At 58.1% G+C, this 18,592-nt stretch carries 8 protein-coding genes, 6 rRNA genes and 1 pseudogene; 1 reads left to right on the plus strand and 14 read right to left on the minus strand.

Going from position 1 to position 18,592, the window contains the following annotated elements; genetic code table 11:
- Positions 1-38: 38 nt before the first annotated feature.
- The 13 genes from M1D93_RS18830 to M1D93_RS18890 form a co-directional block, all read right to left on the minus strand.
- Positions 39-1,046: a LacI family DNA-binding transcriptional regulator gene (locus M1D93_RS18830; protein WP_461172965.1), complete on the minus strand. Its 1,008-nt coding sequence runs from the start codon at positions 1,044-1,046 to the stop codon at positions 39-41.
- A gap of 176 nt (positions 1,047-1,222) precedes the next feature.
- A 5S ribosomal RNA gene (gene rrf, locus M1D93_RS18835) occupies positions 1,223-1,339 on the minus strand.
- A gap of 230 nt (positions 1,340-1,569) precedes the next feature.
- Positions 1,570-4,694, minus strand: a 23S ribosomal RNA gene (locus M1D93_RS18840).
- Between the two features lie 535 nt (positions 4,695-5,229).
- Positions 5,230-6,754 (minus strand): 16S ribosomal RNA (locus M1D93_RS18845).
- Together the 16S, 23S and 5S rRNA genes form the textbook arrangement of a ribosomal RNA operon.
- 1,134 nt (positions 6,755-7,888) lie before the next feature.
- Positions 7,889-8,470, minus strand: a complete 582-nt coding sequence (locus tag M1D93_RS18850; protein ID WP_461172966.1) for a dihydrofolate reductase family protein — start codon at positions 8,468-8,470, stop codon at positions 7,889-7,891.
- 890 nt (positions 8,471-9,360) lie between these two features.
- Positions 9,361-9,477, minus strand: a 5S ribosomal RNA gene (rrf, locus tag M1D93_RS18855).
- Between the two features lie 242 nt (positions 9,478-9,719).
- A 23S ribosomal RNA gene (locus tag M1D93_RS18860) occupies positions 9,720-12,844 on the minus strand.
- A 516-nt stretch (positions 12,845-13,360) separates the two neighbouring features.
- Positions 13,361-14,885 (minus strand): 16S ribosomal RNA (locus M1D93_RS18865).
- A gap of 634 nt (positions 14,886-15,519) precedes the next feature.
- Entirely contained in the window at positions 15,520-15,825 is a 306-nt protein-coding gene (rpsN, locus tag M1D93_RS18870) for a 30S ribosomal protein S14 (RefSeq protein ID WP_163166363.1), read from the minus strand.
- Between the two features lie 3 nt (positions 15,826-15,828).
- Positions 15,829-15,996: a 50S ribosomal protein L33 gene (gene rpmG / locus M1D93_RS18875; protein WP_013602737.1), complete on the minus strand. Its 168-nt coding sequence runs from the start codon at positions 15,994-15,996 to the stop codon at positions 15,829-15,831.
- Positions 15,996-16,232 carry a 50S ribosomal protein L28 gene (gene rpmB / locus M1D93_RS18880; RefSeq protein ID WP_003798559.1) on the minus strand — a complete coding sequence of 79 codons (237 nt, stop codon included), beginning with the start codon at positions 16,230-16,232 and terminating at the stop codon, positions 15,996-15,998. Before rpmB ends, rpmG begins: the two co-directional genes overlap by 1 nt.
- Positions 16,233-16,487: 255 nt before the next feature.
- Entirely contained in the window at positions 16,488-17,249 is a 762-nt protein-coding gene (locus tag M1D93_RS18885) for an SGNH/GDSL hydrolase family protein (protein ID WP_461172967.1), read from the minus strand.
- 51 nt (positions 17,250-17,300) lie between these two features.
- The gene (locus tag M1D93_RS18890; RefSeq protein WP_461172968.1) at positions 17,301-17,780 is read right to left on the minus strand and encodes a MarR family winged helix-turn-helix transcriptional regulator; all 480 of its coding nucleotides are present in this window, start codon (positions 17,778-17,780) and stop codon (positions 17,301-17,303) included.
- Between the two features lie 70 nt (positions 17,781-17,850).
- Between M1D93_RS18890 and M1D93_RS18895 the strand changes: the two genes are divergently transcribed.
- On the plus strand, positions 17,851-18,138 hold the full coding sequence (locus M1D93_RS18895) for a YciI family protein (RefSeq protein WP_163166369.1): 288 nt from the start codon (positions 17,851-17,853) through the stop codon (positions 18,136-18,138).
- A 65-nt stretch (positions 18,139-18,203) separates the two neighbouring features.
- On the opposite strand, the pseudogene M1D93_RS18900 reads toward M1D93_RS18895, so the two are convergent.
- Positions 18,204-18,445: pseudogene (locus tag M1D93_RS18900) on the minus strand (SGNH/GDSL hydrolase family protein); the annotation flags it as partial.
- Positions 18,446-18,592: the final 147 nt, after the last annotated feature.

Raw genomic sequence — 18,592 nt, forward strand, 5'->3', positions numbered from 1 at the left:
ATGTCGAGCTTAGTAGACTTTGTCTGCTTTGAGTAGGGTCAGGCCGACTGCCGGAGGACCAGTTCGTGCTTGAGGACCAGCATGGCGTCTTCGCTTCCGGCCGCCACCGTCCCGGTCAGCAGGTTGTCGACGAGGTCGACGGCGGCCCGTCCAACCGCTCGAAGGTCGAGGGCCAGCGTGGTCAGCTCGGGTGTCACGAGCTCCCCCAGGGGGATTCCGTCCATCCCGATGACGGCACAGTCCCCCGGCACCGTTTTGCCGGCGTCGTGCAGTGCTTTTAGCGCCCCGGCTGCCATCAGGTCGTTGAATACCAGCAGACCGTCTATTCCGCCGTGCTGTTCGATCATGGAGCGGACGGCTTCCCGGGCTGCGGGGGCGGAATCAGCGGCCTGCCGGACGGTGAGCGCGATGCCGGCTTCCGCTGCTGCGGCGGCGACAGCCAGTCCGCGGGTAGTGGCGGGACCCTCCTGGTCCGAATCAAGATAGGCCAGCTCCCGGCACTGCGCCGCTTGCAGCCGGCCCAGTGCCGTCCGTGCCGCGTAGGAGTAGTCAAAGGAGATAGCGCCGGCGGCCCGGCCCGACGGGTAATCAAGCACCACCACAGGGCGCCGGCCCATCATCGCCTGGGCATCACTTGAACAAGCACCCAGATAGCCGACGAGCGCGTCAACCTGGGGCGCGAGCCGATTCACGGCGTCAAGGCCGCTCCCGCTGCCGTGCCCAAAATCATCAACAACCACGTTCCAGCCCCGCTGTGTGGCCACTTCCACCACGCTGGAGGCGAAAGCAGGAAAGTAGGGGTTGGTAAGGTCTGGGATGGCAAGGCCCAGGGAGACCCGCGCACCCTGCACCAAGCCCTTCGCAAACCGGCTCGGGCTGTAGCCCAGCTCTGCCGCAAGCTGTTGAACCCTCTCCCGCGTCGTAGGACTGATTCCTGGCATGTCGTTCATTGCGCGGGTCACCGTCTGACGCGAGACGCCCGCGGCGGCTGCCACATCCAAAATCGTTGCTCTGCGGACGCGCGGGTCGCGGGAACTTGGGGTCATGACGGTAAGTCTAGGCGGGCTGAAGCATCGGGCTGCCGGGGGTTCGGGGGGCCGGCTCGTGGTGGTTTGTTGGGGGGTGGGTTAAATGCGGCAGGGCCCTGACATGTGTCAGGGCCCCGGGGCTGTTTAAATGTGGGAGGCCCCAACCTGGTGGTTGGGGCCTCGACCTAATGGTTGTCCGGCGGTGACCTACTCTCCCACACCCTCCCGGGTGCAGTACCATCGGCGCTGTGGGTCTTAGCTTCCGGGTTCGGAATGGGACCGGGCGTTTCCCCCACGCTATGACCGCCGTAACCCTTGCTCCACACCCCGTGTGATGATGCCTGGGGTGGGAAATCTCGTGGTTACAACATCTCGTGCTCCCCTTGCGGGGTGCTGTGGTGTTGTTATTCAGTTGGTGGTTTCGTTCCTCAAGCAACGGTTTGTTGTTTGGGAACCACATAGTGGACGCAAGCAGTCTTGTTATCTTTTTACCCTGCTTCATGGTGTGAACGTCTTTTGAATCCGTTCACGAAGAGGGTGTGTGGTGTAAGTTATCGGCCTATTAGTACCGGTCAGCTTCACGAGTCGTTAGTCCTCGCTTCCACATCCGGCCTATCAACCCAGTGGTCTGGCTGGGGGCCTCTCACACACAAGGTGTATGGAAATCTCATCTTGAAGCGAGCTTCCCGCTTAGATGCTTTCAGCGGTTATCCCATCCGAACGTAGCTAATCAGCGGTGCACTTGGCAGTACAACTGACACACCAGAGGTTCGTCCGTCCCGGTCCTCTCGTACTAAGGACAGCCCTTCTCAAATTTCCTGCGCGCGCAGCGGATAGGGACCGAACTGTCTCACGACGTTCTAAACCCAGCTCGCGTACCGCTTTAATGGGCGAACAGCCCAACCCTTGGGACCTACTCCAGCCCCAGGATGCGACGAGCCGACATCGAGGTGCCAAACCATGCCGTCGATATGGACTCTTGGGCAAGATCAGCCTGTTATCCCCGAGGTACCTTTTATCCGTTGAGCGACGGCCATTCCACAATGTACCGCCGGATCACTAGTCCCGACTTTCGTCCCTGCTCGAGATGTCTCTCTCACAGTCAAGCTCCCTTGTGCACTTACACTCGACACCTGATTGCCAACCAGGCTGAGGGAACCTTTGGGCGCCTCCGTTACTTTTTAGGAGGCAACCGCCCCAGTTAAACTACCCATCAGGCACTGTCCCTGACCCGGATTACGGGCCGAAGTTAGATGTCCAAAGTGACCAGAGTGGTATTTCAACGATGACTCCACCCGAACTGGCGTCCGGGCTTCAACGTCTCCCACCTATCCTACACAAGCCACTCCGAACACCAATACCAAACTATAGTAAAGGTCTCGGGGTCTTTCCGTCCTGCTGCGCGTAACGAGCATCTTTACTCGTACTGCAATTTCGCCGAGTTTATGGTTGAGACAGCGGGGAAGTCGTTACTCCATTCGTGCAGGTCGGAACTTACCCGACAAGGAATTTCGCTACCTTAGGATGGTTATAGTTACCACCGCCGTTTACTGGGGCTTAAATTCTCAGCTTCGCCTTGCGGCTAACCGGTCCTCTTAACCTTCCAGCACCGGGCAGGAGTCAGTCCGTATACATCGTCTTGCGACTTCGCACGGACCTGTGTTTTTAGTAAACAGTCGCTTCCCCCTGGTCTCTGCGGCCCCGATCCCCTCCGGACAGCGTGTGTCCATCAAGGTTGGGGCCCCCCTTCTCCCGAAGTTACGGGGGCATTTTGCCGAGTTCCTTAACCATAATTCTCTCGATCGCCTTAGTATTCTCTACCTGATCACCTGTGTCGGTTTGGGGTACGGGCGGCTAAAACCTCGCGTCGATGCTTTTCTCGGCAGCATAGGATCACCAAATCCCCCCAAACGGGGGTCCCATCAGATCTCAGGCATCATGAACAGCGGATTTGCCTACCGTTCGCCCTACATCCTTAGACCGGGACAACCATCGCCCGGCTTGGCTACCTTCCTGCGTCACACCTGTTAATACGCTTGCCTCCCAGGATCAGGTCCTGCGCTCCACCAAAACCCTTCACCCACAAGGGGTGTCAGGCAGGTCTCGGGCAGTTAGTATCCCCTGTTCAGCATGGGCGGTTTTTCGCCGGTACGGGAATATCAACCCGTTGTCCATCGACTACGCCTGTCGGCCTCGCCTTAGGTCCCGACTTACCCAGGGCAGATTAGCTTGACCCTGGAACCCTTGATCATTCGGCGGACGGGTTTCTCACCCGTCTTTCGCTACTCATGCCTGCATTCTCACTCGTGTAGGCTCCACCGCTGGTTTACACCGCGACTTCACTGCCCACACGACGCTCCCCTACCCATCCAGACGCCTGAACCACAAGGGCTTAGCTAAAATCTGAATGCCACAACTTCGGCGGTGTACTTGAGCCCCGCTACATTGTCGGCGCGGAATCACTTGACCAGTGAGCTATTACGCACTCTTTTAAGGATGGCTGCTTCTAAGCCAACCTCCTGGTTGTCTTCGCAACTCCACATCCTTTCCCACTTAGCACACGCTTAGGGGCCTTAGTTGGTGGTCTGGGCTGTTTCCCTCTCGACTATGAAGCTTATCCCCCACAGTCTCACTGCTGCGCTCTCACTTACCGGCATTCGGAGTTTGGCTGACGTCAGTAACCTTGTAGGGCCCATTAGCCATCCAGTAGCTCTACCTCCGGTAAGAAACACGCAACGCTGCACCTAAATGCATTTCGGGGAGAACCAGCTATCACGAAGTTTGATTGGCCTTTCACCCCTACCCACAGCTCATCCCCTCCATTTTCAACTGAAGTGGGTTCGGTCCTCCACGACGTCTTACCGTCGCTTCAACCTGGCCATGGGTAGATCACTTCGCTTCGGGTCTAGATCACGCCACTGCAACGCCCTATTCAGACTCGCTTTCGCTACGGCTTCCCCACACGGGTTAACCTCGCGACGTAACACTAACTCGCAGGCTCATTCTTCAAAAGGCACGCCGTCACAACTACGAGGCTGCTCCGACGGATTGTAAGCACACGGTTTCAGGTACTGTTTCACTCCCCTCCCGGGGTACTTTTCACCTTTCCCTCACGGTACTGGTCCGCTATCGGTCATTAGGGAGTATTTAGGCTTATCAGGTGGTCCTGACAGATTCACACGGGATTTCTCGGGCCCCGTGCTACTTGGGATACTCTCCAGGCGGTACACAACATTACGGTTACGGGGCTCACACCCTCTCTGGCCGGCCTTTCAAGACCGTTCACCTATGCCTGCACATCACACCCCACTGTCCCGGCAGAGACAGAACGGAAAGTCCCACAACCCCGACCATGCAACGCCCGCCGGCTATCACACATGGAACGGTTTAGCCTGATCCGCGTTCGCTCGCCACTACTAACGGAATCACTATTGTTTTCTCTTCCTGCGGGTACTGAGATGTTTCACTTCCCCGCGTTCCCTCCACGCACCCTATGTGTTCAGATGCGGGTCACCAGATCACTCGCGCGTCTGGCGGGGTTTCCCCATTCGGACACCCTGGGATCACAGTCCGGTTATCGACTCCCCCAGGCTTATCGCAGATTCCTACGTCCTTCTTCGGCTCCTAATGCCAAGGCATCCACCGTGTGCTCTTAAAAACTTGACCACAAAAGATCAAAAACGCTAATTTTCGAGAGAACCACGAAAACCAACCACACCCAACAACCACTCCCCAAAGGAAGCCATCATCACGCGCAGCCAGATCCAGGTTCATATTCTTGGAAATTGCTTCTTATAAAAGATGCTCGCGTCCACTATGTAGTTCTCAAACAACAACCCCAAACCACACACCCCACACACAACCCCACAAAAGAGAGGTCAACGCGCATGATCGGTGCAGCCAGGAAACCAGAAACAAACAAACCCGCAAACCAGCCCCCACAAAGGGACCAGTCCACAGCCCTGTTGCCTCAGGACCCAACAGTGTGCCAAACACTAAACCACCCATCAAACCCCCCGACCGTTCCAGGACACCTAAAGCATCCGTACTAGACCAGGAAAAAATCCAGGCGACCGCTATTTGTTGATATTCCACCCATGAGCACCCGCCGCAGAACAATCGTCTGCGCAACGGGCATTTACTCCTGACAAACCCACCACACTCACATACATGAGCCGGCGCATTTGTAGGTGCTCCTTAGAAAGGAGGTGATCCAGCCGCACCTTCCGGTACGGCTACCTTGTTACGACTTAGTCCCAATCGCCAGTCCCACCTTCGACAGCTCCCTCCCACAAGGGGTTAGGCCACCGGCTTCGGGTGTTACCAACTTTCGTGACTTGACGGGCGGTGTGTACAAGGCCCGGGAACGTATTCACCGCAGCGTTGCTGATCTGCGATTACTAGCGACTCCGACTTCATGGGGTCGAGTTGCAGACCCCAATCCGAACTGAGACCGGCTTTTTGGGATTAGCTCCACCTCACAGTATCGCAACCCTTTGTACCGGCCATTGTAGCATGCGTGAAGCCCAAGACATAAGGGGCATGATGATTTGACGTCGTCCCCACCTTCCTCCGAGTTGACCCCGGCAGTCTCCTATGAGTCCCCACCATCACGTGCTGGCAACATAGAACGAGGGTTGCGCTCGTTGCGGGACTTAACCCAACATCTCACGACACGAGCTGACGACAACCATGCACCACCTGTAAACCGACCGCAAGCGGGGGACCTGTTTCCAGGTCTTACCGGTTCATGTCAAGCCTTGGTAAGGTTCTTCGCGTTGCATCGAATTAATCCGCATGCTCCGCCGCTTGTGCGGGCCCCCGTCAATTCCTTTGAGTTTTAGCCTTGCGGCCGTACTCCCCAGGCGGGGCACTTAATGCGTTAGCTACGGCGCGGAAAACGTGGAATGTCCCCCACACCTAGTGCCCAACGTTTACGGCATGGACTACCAGGGTATCTAATCCTGTTCGCTCCCCATGCTTTCGCTCCTCAGCGTCAGTTAATGCCCAGAGACCTGCCTTCGCCATCGGTGTTCCTCCTGATATCTGCGCATTTCACCGCTACACCAGGAATTCCAGTCTCCCCTACATCACTCTAGTCTGCCCGTACCCACCGCAGATCCGGAGTTGAGCCCCGGACTTTCACGGCAGACGCGACAAACCGCCTACGAGCTCTTTACGCCCAATAATTCCGGATAACGCTTGCGCCCTACGTATTACCGCGGCTGCTGGCACGTAGTTAGCCGGCGCTTCTTCTGCAGGTACCGTCACTTTCGCTTCTTCCCTACTGAAAGAGGTTTACAACCCGAAGGCCGTCATCCCTCACGCGGCGTCGCTGCATCAGGCTTGCGCCCATTGTGCAATATTCCCCACTGCTGCCTCCCGTAGGAGTCTGGGCCGTGTCTCAGTCCCAGTGTGGCCGGTCACCCTCTCAGGCCGGCTACCCGTCGTCGCCTTGGTAAGCCATTACCTCACCAACAAGCTGATAGGCCGCGAGTCCATCCAAAACCACAAAAAGCTTTCCACCCCCCACCATGCGATGAGGAGTCATATCCGGTATTAGACCCAGTTTCCCAGGCTTATCCCAGAGTTAAGGGCAGGTTACTCACGTGTTACTCACCCGTTCGCCACTAATCCCCGGTGCAAGCACCGGATCATCGTTCGACTTGCATGTGTTAAGCACGCCGCCAGCGTTCATCCTGAGCCAGGATCAAACTCTCCGTTGAAGTAAAACAAAAACAGAAACCACCAAGAAACCACGGGAAAACGCGGCAACCAGGCAGCAAAAATTTGAAACCAGCTGTAAAAACCAGACCACCCACAGGGGCGGGCAGCCCGGCAAATTCAACCAATTCATAAAACAAATCGGTATCAACAAACTTGGCACACTATTGAGTTCTCAAACAACAGACACACCCGGCACCACCCAACCACACGGTTCAGGATCGCTCCGGAGCAACTTTTCAAACTTACCCGATCTCAAGCAGCGAAGCAAATCAGCGTTTCCGCGACCCACACTACCCAAAACCAGCCCCCACCCGACCGGCACACCACAAGGCGAACCATTTCCAGGCTGTTCAAAAAAGGGGGGATTGGCCGCCATCTTTCCGCTTCAGCGGCGGCGACTCAAAAAACAATACACCCCCCAAGCCCACCCCGCAAATCCACCCCACAACACCCCCACAACCCCAAAAAACCCCTACAACACAAGGAACCAACGGGTAACCCGGCCCAACAATCACGCTCCCCGCCAGGGAACACCCGCTATGGACCCGGTCACATTTACACATTCATCCAATGCCGCAACCCCGACCGATCCTGCTTCACCGCAACTGGGGTTCGGGTCCTCCAAACGCTGCCGGCCGATCGTGGCAGCTGGAGCTCATGCGCTACGGCATAAGTCCAAGCGACAGTCGCTTGTTTGGAAAGGGATGTAGTGCCTACCAGGTGTTCTGAGCTTCGGGCAGCACCAGCTGAGCCGGCCATTAAAAGCGGCATCGACGTCGCCACCCTGGACCCGATCAACGGTCGCATCCAACTCCACCACCGCGCTGCCCCCAGCTTCCGCAACCGGGAACAACTACCGACTACGCAAGCTGATCATCGCCGGCGCACTGTCCCCCCGAGGAGCGAGGCCTACTTCTTTGTTTGCTCAGGCGTCTGCGGCTTCGACTTCGATCTTGTCGCGTGCGACCAGCAACCGGCCAGCACGCTTAGCGGGCTCTTCACAGCTGAGGATGTAATCGCTTGCTGGATGTTGGGTGGCGCCTCAGTCGCGGTGCAGCCATCCGCAGACACAACCGAAGGCCGATCACGTGTCACCGTTCGTAGTGAACTTCCTGACTATCCGCTCAGATCGGTCAGCGGCGCACCCGATAGCGGAGGTGAAGTACCCGGTTGCCCTGAATCACCACGTCGGGATCCTCCAACAGGTGCTGTGCGTGGATCGACCCGAAGTAGCGCTTGCCGGACCCGAACACGACGGGTACGACATCCATGCGCACCTCGTCGACCAGGCCCGCGGCAAGCATCTGCCCACCGACGTCACCAGCGGCGACCTCGACGATGCGTTCACCCGCAAGCTCTTGCGCCTTGGCCATGGCTGCCTCGACGCCGTCGACGAAGTGAAACGGCGCCTCGGGGTCCCAGCCCTCCGGCGGCGGCCGGTGCGTCACGACGACAACGTGGTCGATTCCGCTCGGAGGCTTCCCGTCCCAGCCGTCCGTCAGGTCAAAGACGTGGCGGCCGCAGAGTGTCACCCCGATCTGGTCCCAGTACGGTCGGGTGTAGTCGTAGGACGTCTGCGACACCTTCACCTCGCCGCTCTCGTCCAACGGGACGTCACCGTTGGTCAACCAGTCGAACAGAGGTCCGGGCTGGTCATTCCCGTCCGCGACGAAGCCGTCCACCGACACCGAGCTGTACATGACCACCTTGCCCACGGGAACTCTCCTCTGCTTTGGGGTGCCCCCACATTAGCGTCTAGTGACCTGTCGCTCTAGTAGGAGATAAATCGGCCGGCAGCGGCCAACCGTCCGGAGCGTGGCCGGGACGCTCGGGCAGGAACCGCCGCTGGACTCCGACGTACGGGGTCGGCATGAGGTCGGTGAACGCCAGGAACTCGTGGCCGAAGGGGCCGTGGTCGAGCTAGCCTGCTGCACCGGCGAGGTCGCCCCGTCGAAGGGTCCGGCAGGATTAGTCGCAAACGCGGTGGCGGCGAAGCGTGGGTGCCGGCCAGTCGCTTCGGCCTGACGCCGGTGAGCTCCTTGAACGGCCCAGGGGTCGTGGATAGCCCGTCAGCGGCGTCGCGGCCGACCGCGGGAACAACGGCGGCACCGAAGCGATCGAGGGCCTCATTGATCTCCAGCGCCCACGTTGCCAAGGGCTTCCGCAACCGGACCCGCGGTCTCCCCGGGGACCCTCCATCAGCTCCCGTGGGTTCCCGGGCGACGCCCCATCACCTCCTGCAGGTTCCCGGGCCACGCCCCATCACCTCCTGCGGGCTCCTCGGGGGCGCCCCATCAACTCCTGCAGCTTCTAATCAGACGCCCCACCACCTCCTGCGGGTTTTACCGTGGGGCCGGCAGTATGGGGGGAGTTCGACGGCGGTGCTGCCGGGGGAGGTGGTGGCGGGTTCCACCGTTTCCTGCGGGAGGTGATGGCGGGTTCCACCGTTTCCTGCGGGAGGTGATGGCGGGTTCCACCGTTTCCTGCGGGAGGTGATGGGGCGTTACTGCAGGCGCGGAATCTGTTGGGGCGCTGGCTGCGCGGTGTCTTGTTTGTTAAATGTGGGAGGCCCCAACCTGGTGGTTGGGGCCTCGACCTAATGGTTGTCCGGCGGTGACCTACTCTCCCACACCCTCCCGGGTGCAGTACCATCGGCGCTGTGGGTCTTAGCTTCCGGGTTCGGAATGGGACCGGGCGTTTCCCCCACGCTATGACCGCCGTAACCCTTGCTCCACACCCCCTGTGTGGTGATGCCTTGGGGGTGGGAAATCTGGTGGTTACAACATCTTGTGCTCCCCTTGCGGGGTGCTGTGGTGTTGTTATGTAGTTGTGTTTTGTTCCGTGGGCAACGAACCGGTTTGGTTTGTTGTTTGGGAACCACATAGTGGACGCAAGCAGTCTTGTTATCTTTTTACCCTGCTTCATGGTGTGAACGTCTTTTGAATCCGTTCACGAAGAGGGTGTGTGGTGTAAGTTATCGGCCTATTAGTACCGGTCAGCTTCACGAGTCGTTAGTCCTCGCTTCCACATCCGGCCTATCAACCCAGTGGTCTGGCTGGGGGCCTCTCACACACGAGGTGTATGGAAATCTCATCTTGAAGCGAGCTTCCCGCTTAGATGCTTTCAGCGGTTATCCCATCCGAACGTAGCTAATCAGCGGTGCACTTGGCAGTACAACTGACACACCAGAGGTTCGTCCGTCCCGGTCCTCTCGTACTAAGGACAGCCCTTCTCAAATTTCCTGCGCGCGCAGCGGATAGGGACCGAACTGTCTCACGACGTTCTAAACCCAGCTCGCGTACCGCTTTAATGGGCGAACAGCCCAACCCTTGGGACCTACTCCAGCCCCAGGATGCGACGAGCCGACATCGAGGTGCCAAACCATGCCGTCGATATGGACTCTTGGGCAAGATCAGCCTGTTATCCCCGAGGTACCTTTTATCCGTTGAGCGACGGCCATTCCACAATGTACCGCCGGATCACTAGTCCCGACTTTCGTCCCTGCTCGAGATGTCTCTCTCACAGTCAAGCTCCCTTGTGCACTTACACTCGACACCTGATTGCCAACCAGGCTGAGGGAACCTTTGGGCGCCTCCGTTACTTTTTAGGAGGCAACCGCCCCAGTTAAACTACCCATCAGGCACTGTCCCTGACCCGGATTACGGGCCGAAGTTAGATGTCCAAAGTGACCAGAGTGGTATTTCAACGATGACTCCACCCGAACTGGCGTCCGGGCTTCAACGTCTCCCACCTATCCTACACAAGCCACTCCGAACACCAATACCAAACTATAGTAAAGGTCTCGGGGTCTTTCCGTCCTGCTGCGCGTAACGAGCATCTTTACTCGTACTGCAATTTCGCCGAGTTTATGGTTGAGACAGCGGGGAAGTCGTTACTCCATTCGTGCAGGTCGGAACTTACCCGACAAGGAATTTCGCTACCTTAGGATGGTTATAGTTACCACCGCCGTTTACTGGGGCTTAAATTCTCAGCTTCGCCTTGCGGCTAACCGGTCCTCTTAACCTTCCAGCACCGGGCAGGAGTCAGTCCGTATACATCGTCTTGCGACTTCGCACGGACCTGTGTTTTTAGTAAACAGTCGCTTCCCCCTGGTCTCTGCGGCCCCGATCCCCTCCGGACAGCGTGTGTCCATCAAGGTTGGGGCCCCCCTTCTCCCGAAGTTACGGGGGCATTTTGCCGAGTTCCTTAACCATAATTCTCTCGATCGCCTTAGTATTCTCTACCTGATCACCTGTGTCGGTTTGGGGTACGGGCGGCTAAAACCTCGCGTCGATGCTTTTCTCGGCAGCATAGGATCACCAAATCCCCCCAAACGGGGGTCCCATCAGATCTCAGGCATCATGAACAGCGGATTTGCCTACCGTTCGCCCTACATCCTTAGACCGGGACAACCATCGCCCGGCTTGGCTACCTTCCTGCGTCACACCTGTTAATACGCTTGCCTCCCAGGATCAGGTCCTGCGCTCCACCAAAACCCTTCACCCACAAGGGGTGTCAGGCAGGTCTCGGGCAGTTAGTATCCCCTGTTCAGCATGGGCGGTTTTTCGCCGGTACGGGAATATCAACCCGTTGTCCATCGACTACGCCTGTCGGCCTCGCCTTAGGTCCCGACTTACCCAGGGCAGATTAGCTTGACCCTGGAACCCTTGATCATTCGGCGGACGGGTTTCTCACCCGTCTTTCGCTACTCATGCCTGCATTCTCACTCGTGTAGGCTCCACCGCTGGTTTACACCGCGACTTCACTGCCCACACGACGCTCCCCTACCCATCCAGACGCCTGAACCACAAGGGCTTAGCTAAAATCTGAATGCCACAACTTCGGCGGTGTACTTGAGCCCCGCTACATTGTCGGCGCGGAATCACTTGACCAGTGAGCTATTACGCACTCTTTTAAGGATGGCTGCTTCTAAGCCAACCTCCTGGTTGTCTTCGCAACTCCACATCCTTTCCCACTTAGCACACGCTTAGGGGCCTTAGTTGGTGGTCTGGGCTGTTTCCCTCTCGACTATGAAGCTTATCCCCCACAGTCTCACTGCTGCGCTCTCACTTACCGGCATTCGGAGTTTGGCTGACGTCAGTAACCTTGTAGGGCCCATTAGCCATCCAGTAGCTCTACCTCCGGTAAGAAACACGCAACGCTGCACCTAAATGCATTTCGGGGAGAACCAGCTATCACGAAGTTTGATTGGCCTTTCACCCCTACCCACAGCTCATCCCCTCCATTTTCAACTGAAGTGGGTTCGGTCCTCCACGACGTCTTACCGTCGCTTCAACCTGGCCATGGGTAGATCACTTCGCTTCGGGTCTAGATCACGCCACTGCAACGCCCTATTCAGACTCGCTTTCGCTACGGCTTCCCCACACGGGTTAACCTCGCGACGTAACACTAACTCGCAGGCTCATTCTTCAAAAGGCACGCCGTCACAACTACAAGGCTGCTCCGACGGATTGTAAGCACACGGTTTCAGGTACTGTTTCACTCCCCTCCCGGGGTACTTTTCACCTTTCCCTCACGGTACTGGTCCGCTATCGGTCATTAGGGAGTATTTAGGCTTATCAGGTGGTCCTGACAGATTCACACGGGATTTCTCGGGCCCCGTGCTACTTGGGATACTCTCCAGGCGGTACACAACATTACGGTTACGGGGCTCACACCCTCTCTGGCCGGCCTTTCAAGACCGTTCACCTATGCCTGCACATCACACCCCACTGTCCCGGCAGAGACAGAACGGAAAGTCCCACAACCCCGACCATGCAACGCCCGCCGGCTATCACACATGGAACGGTTTAGCCTGATCCGCGTTCGCTCGCCACTACTAACGGAATCACTATTGTTTTCTCTTCCTGCGGGTACTGAGATGTTTCACTTCCCCGCGTTCCCTCCACGCACCCTATGTGTTCAGATGCGGGTCACCAGATCACTCGCGCGTCTGGCGGGGTTTCCCCATTCGGACACCCTGGGATCACAGTCCGGTTATCGACTCCCCCAGGCTTATCGCAGATTCCTACGTCCTTCTTCGGCTCCTAATGCCAAGGCATCCACCGTGTGCTCTTAAAAACTTGACCACAAAAGATCAAAAAACAAGTTTTCGAGAGAACCACGAAAACCAACCACACCCAACAACCACTCCCCAAAGGGAAGCCATCATCACGCGCAGCCAGATCCAGGTTCATATTCTTGGAAATTGCTTCTTATAAAAGATGCTCGCGTCCACTATGTAGTTCTCAAACAACAACCCCAAACCACACACCCCACACACACAACGCGCATGATCGATGCAGCCAGGAAACCAGAAACAAACAAACCCGCAAACCAGCCCCCACAAAGGGACCAGTCCACAGCCCTGTTGCCTCAGGACCCAACAGTGTGCCAAACACTAAACCACCCTTCAACCCCCCGACCGTTCCAGGACACCTAAAGCATCCGTACTAGACCAGGAAAAAATCCAGGCGACCGCTATTTGTTGATATTCCACCCATGAGCACCCGCCGCAGAACAATCGTCTGCGCAACGGGCATTTACTCCTGACAAACCCGCCACACTCACATACATGAGCCGGCGCATTTGTAGGTGCTCCTTAGAAAGGAGGTGATCCAGCCGCACCTTCCGGTACGGCTACCTTGTTACGACTTAGTCCCAATCGCCAGTCCCACCTTCGACAGCTCCCTCCCACAAGGGGTTAGGCCACCGGCTTCGGGTGTTACCAACTTTCGTGACTTGACGGGCGGTGTGTACAAGGCCCGGGAACGTATTCACCGCAGCGTTGCTGATCTGCGATTACTAGCGACTCCGACTTCATGGGGTCGAGTTGCAGACCCCAATCCGAACTGAGACCGGCTTTTTGGGATTAGCTCCACCTCACAGTATCGCAACCCTTTGTACCGGCCATTGTAGCATGCGTGAAGCCCAAGACATAAGGGGCATGATGATTTGACGTCGTCCCCACCTTCCTCCGAGTTGACCCCGGCAGTCTCCTATGAGTCCCCACCATCACGTGCTGGCAACATAGAACGAGGGTTGCGCTCGTTGCGGGACTTAACCCAACATCTCACGACACGAGCTGACGACAACCATGCACCACCTGTAAACCGACCGCAAGCGGGGGACCTGTTTCCAGGTCTTACCGGTTCATGTCAAGCCTTGGTAAGGTTCTTCGCGTTGCATCGAATTAATCCGCATGCTCCGCCGCTTGTGCGGGCCCCCGTCAATTCCTTTGAGTTTTAGCCTTGCGGCCGTACTCCCCAGGCGGGGCACTTAATGCGTTAGCTACGGCGCGGAAAACGTGGAATGTCCCCCACACCTAGTGCCCAACGTTTACGGCATGGACTACCAGGGTATCTAATCCTGTTCGCTCCCCATGCTTTCGCTCCTCAGCGTCAGTTAATGCCCAGAGACCTGCCTTCGCCATCGGTGTTCCTCCTGATATCTGCGCATTTCACCGCTACACCAGGAATTCCAGTCTCCCCTACATCACTCTAGTCTGCCCGTACCCACCGCAGATCCGGAGTTGAGCCCCGGACTTTCACGGCAGACGCGACAAACCGCCTACGAGCTCTTTACGCCCAATAATTCCGGATAACGCTTGCGCCCTACGTATTACCGCGGCTGCTGGCACGTAGTTAGCCGGCGCTTCTTCTGCAGGTACCGTCACTTTCGCTTCTTCCCTACTGAAAGAGGTTTACAACCCGAAGGCCGTCATCCCTCACGCGGCGTCGCTGCATCAGGCTTGCGCCCATTGTGCAATATTCCCCACTGCTGCCTCCCGTAGGAGTCTGGGCCGTGTCTCAGTCCCAGTGTGGCCGGTCACCCTCTCAGGCCGGCTACCCGTCGTCGCCTTGGTAAGCCATTACCTCACCAACAAGCTGATAGGCCGCGAGTCCATCCAAAACCACAAAAAGCTTTCCACCCCCCACCATGCGATGAGGAGTCATATCCGGTATTAGACCCAGTTTCCCAGGCTTATCCCAGAGTTAAGGGCAGGTTACTCACGTGTTACTCACCCGTTCGCCACTAATCCCCGGTGCAAGCACCGGATCATCGTTCGACTTGCATGTGTTAAGCACGCCGCCAGCGTTCATCCTGAGCCAGGATCAAACTCTCCGTTGAAGTAAAACAAAAACAGAAACCACCAAGAAACCACGGGAAAACGCGGCAACCAGGCAGCAAAAATTTGAAACCAGCTGTAAAAACCAGACCACCCACAGGGGCGGGCAGCCCGGCAAATTCAACCAATTCATAAAACAAATCGGTATCAACAAACTTGGCACACTATTGAGTTCTCAAACAACAGACACACCCGGCACCACCCAACCACACGGTTCAGGATCGCTCCGGAGCAACTTTTCAAACTTACCCGATCTTCCGACCCGGCGCAAATCCTTGGGAATCTTCGCCGGTGGGAGATCGTCCCCACCTCTTCCAGAGGTGCTCGAAAGCCCTACCAGAATTGGTATTGATTTTGGGGGTTTTGGCCGCCCGGGGTAACCAGCTCTTCGCTGTCTCCCTCGCGGCGACTTAGAAAACAATACACCCCTTGGGGCAACTCCGCAAATCCCTCCCCGGGCGGCCCTCTTCCCCGTTATCCCGCGGCAAAACCGGTCATCGGCACCCGCATCCGCCTCCCGCCGTCGTACTTTCCCTGTATGTGCTGCGCCACAGTCCCGGAGGCTTAAAGCAGAAAGAGCCGGCAACCGTAAGGTTGCCGGCTCTTTCTCAAGCAGCTGGTGTCAGCGGGGCTGAATTACCAGGAAGACTTGGTGATGCCCGGGAGTTCGCCCTTGTGGGCCATGTCGCGGAAGCGGACACGGGAGATGCCGAACTTCTGGAGGGTACCGCGGGGACGGCCGTCGATGATGTCGCGGTTACGCAGACGGATCGGGGACGCGTTGCGGGGCAGCTTCTGCAGGCCCAAACGGGCTGCTTCGCGTGCTTCGTCGGTTGCGTTTTCGTCAACCAGGGTCTTCTTCAGCTCGAGGCGCTTTGCAGCGTAACGCTCAACGATGACCTTGCGCTGCTCGTTGCGAGCAATCTTGGACTTCTTAGCCATGGTTTAGCGCTCCTCTCGGAATTCGACGTGCTGGCGGATCTTGGGGTCGTACTTCTTCAGGACCATGCGGTCCGGATCGTTACGACGGTTTTTGCGGGTTACGTAGGTGTAACCCGTGCCCGCAGTCGACTTGAGCTTGATGATCGGACGTACGTCCTTGTCCTTGGCCACTAGAGCTTCACCCCACGAGCGAGAATGTCGGCGACGACAACGTCGATGCCGCGTACGTCGATGGTCTTGATGCCCTTTGCAGAAACCTGCAGCGTGACATTACGGCGCAGGGACGGAACCCAGTAGCGCTTCTTCTGAATGTTCGGATCGAACCGACGCTTGTTGCGGCGGTGCGAGTGCGAAATGCTGTGCCCAAAGCCCGGCTCGGCTCCGGTCACTTGGCAGTGTGCTGCCATGACTTCTCCTCAAGAATTGAAAGTAATGATCCGCATATCTGCTGCTGGACCATGCTGCTAAGGGCGACCCAAAAATGAAGAAGGGCAACGGTTAGTCACGCAACTTGAGCCCCTAACTACCGGCCGCCCTGGAGAAAATTACCGGGCAACCGGAGCAATTGCGCACGCTCCGCGCACTTAGCGCCTACCAAGTCTACGAGTTCACGCAATTAAAGACCAATCAGGCCCCGAAGGGTGTATAAGGAGGGCCCGTAGCTAGAGCCGGGTGAGCTGGGGGTACTTCGGGTTCAGGCCATCGCCCGAGGACTTTCCAGTGACCCGCCGAACAACCCATGGGCCCGCGTACTCCCGGAACCATCGGGCGTTTGCGCGGATGGCATCCACGCCGCTCAGCTCCGGGACGGGAGTCATTGGCGGGATATCCATGGAGTGGTCATGTTCCAGCACGTCCAGCACGCGCTTTGCCATGTTGGCGTGGCCCGCGGCGGACATATGCATCCGGTCCTGCGCCCACATGCCCCAGTCGTAGTACTCGCTGAAGCGCCAGTAGTCCACCAGCAATGCGCCATGGTCGCCGGCGATGCCGCGTACCAGTTCGTTGTAGATGGCCGTCCGTCCGCGCGTCGTGCTGAAGACCTTCGAACCCCGGGCGTCGAAGCCGGTAAACATGACCACGGCGGCACCTGCGGCGCGCAGTTTGCCGATGGCGTCGTCGTACTCCACCAGCAGGTCATCGATGTCTATCCTCGGGCGCAGGATGTCATTCGCACCTGCGTAGATGCTTACCAACGTGGGTTTAAGTTCGACGGCGGCATCCACCTGCTCAGCCAGGATCTGGCGAAGCTTCCTTCCGCGGATAGCGAGGTTGGCATAGCCGAAGCCGGGGTCAGCGGCCCCCAACTGCTCGGCCACACGGTCTGCCCAGCCGCGGACACCGTTGGGGCGGGTGGGATCGTCGTCGCCCACACCCTCGGTGAAGGAGTCACCAAGGGCAACGTACCGGGTAGTGAAATCCATTCGGCTAGTTTGCCATCAGTTGCTGGGAGCAACCAACCGTGCGATGAAGGCTTAGCTTTCCCGCAGGATCCAATGGTCGGCGTCCAGCCGGCCAACCACTTTCTCGCCGATCCGCGCCAGATCCTGCACATCCTGCTCCGTCAGGGCATCCAGGAACAGATCCCGGACCGTCTCAACGTGGCCGGGTGCCAGGCCCACGATGGTCGCCATGCCTTCGTCGGTAAGATGGGCCGTCGTGACGCGGGCATCGTGCGGATGCGGTCGGCGCTCCACCCACCCCCGCTTCTGCAGTTTGGTCACCACATGCGAAAGCCGCGACAACGATGCGCTGCTGCGCGCGGCGAGCTCACTCATTGGCAGGAACCGCTCTTCTGCCTCAGACAGCATGGCCAGGACCGTGTAGTCGAAAAGGGACAGCTTCCCCGCTGCATGGAGCTTCGTGTCCAGGGCCGCCGGCAGGAGGGTATTGATGCTTACCAGGGCCAGCCAGGCACGGCGTTCGTCGGCGCTAAGCCAGCGGGGTTCGGTCATGTGCCCATTCTACGAGAAGAGAGCGGTTGATCCTTCAAGTAGCGGCAGGGCCGGCCGGTAGGCTGGGCGCATGTATGTTGTCTCACTGAGCTACCGGGTACCCCAGGACATCGTGGACTTCCACAACGACGCCCACATCGCCTGGCTGCAGAAGGCTTTCGACGACGGCGTGTTCATCGCCGCCGGGCGCAAGGTCCCTCGGACGGGCGGTATGTTGCTCTCCCGGGCGGACCGCGCAACGCTTGACGCCAGCCTGGCACAGGACCCTTTCTATTCGAATGGCGTTGCCGACTTCGAAGTGGTGGAGTTCCATGCCGCCAGGGTGGCATCGGGTTTTGAGAACCTGCTGGACAGCTAGGGCCAAGCACTACCCGCCCGGGATGTGGTGCTGATCTTTTTCAGGCCGCCCTTTCGCGGCACCTTGTCGTTGCCGCCGGCGTAGAGCGTGACCAGGGTGGGCCGCATCATTAGCGCGGGCTCCCGCTGTTCGCCAATTACGTGCCGAAGCCGCTTGCTCCTGATCGCAGGATTCGCATACCGCCATCCGGGCTGCGCCTTCGCCAGCTCCTCAGCCCCCCGGTCCGCCCAGCCCCGGCCCCGTTGGGCAACCGCTCGTCCCGGTCCCCGACCCCTTCAGTAAAAGAGTATTTAAGAGCAACAAACACCGGCCGCCCGGAATCGGGGAGCAAAGGTTAAGCAGGCACCAGCCCAACGTAGCCACCAAAAGAAGAGTAAAACGACGCCGGGATGAACAGAAAGTGCGAGAGCGTCCGGCGAAAACCCGCGGGGACTGATAGAGCGTTGCGGATTAA

It is taken from the genome of Arthrobacter sp. Z1-9, from assembly GCF_054792695.1.

Bases quoted from the DNA above. Each gene is read 5' to 3' on its own strand.
- M1D93_RS18885 (WP_461172967.1), bottom strand. From the start codon at position 17,249: ATGGATTTCACTACCCGGTACGTTGCCCTTGGTGACTCCTTCACCGAG.
- rpmB (WP_003798559.1), bottom strand. From the start codon at position 16,232: ATGGCAGCACACTGCCAAGTGACCGGAGCCGAGCCGGGCTTTGGGCAC.
- M1D93_RS18895 (WP_163166369.1), top strand. From the start codon at position 17,851: ATGTATGTTGTCTCACTGAGCTACCGGGTACCCCAGGACATCGTGGAC.
- rpsN (WP_163166363.1), bottom strand. From the start codon at position 15,825: ATGGCTAAGAAGTCCAAGATTGCTCGCAACGAGCAGCGCAAGGTCATC.
- M1D93_RS18830 (WP_461172965.1), bottom strand. From the start codon at position 1,046: ATGACCCCAAGTTCCCGCGACCCGCGCGTCCGCAGAGCAACGATTTTG.
- M1D93_RS18890 (WP_461172968.1), bottom strand. From the start codon at position 17,780: ATGACCGAACCCCGCTGGCTTAGCGCCGACGAACGCCGTGCCTGGCTG.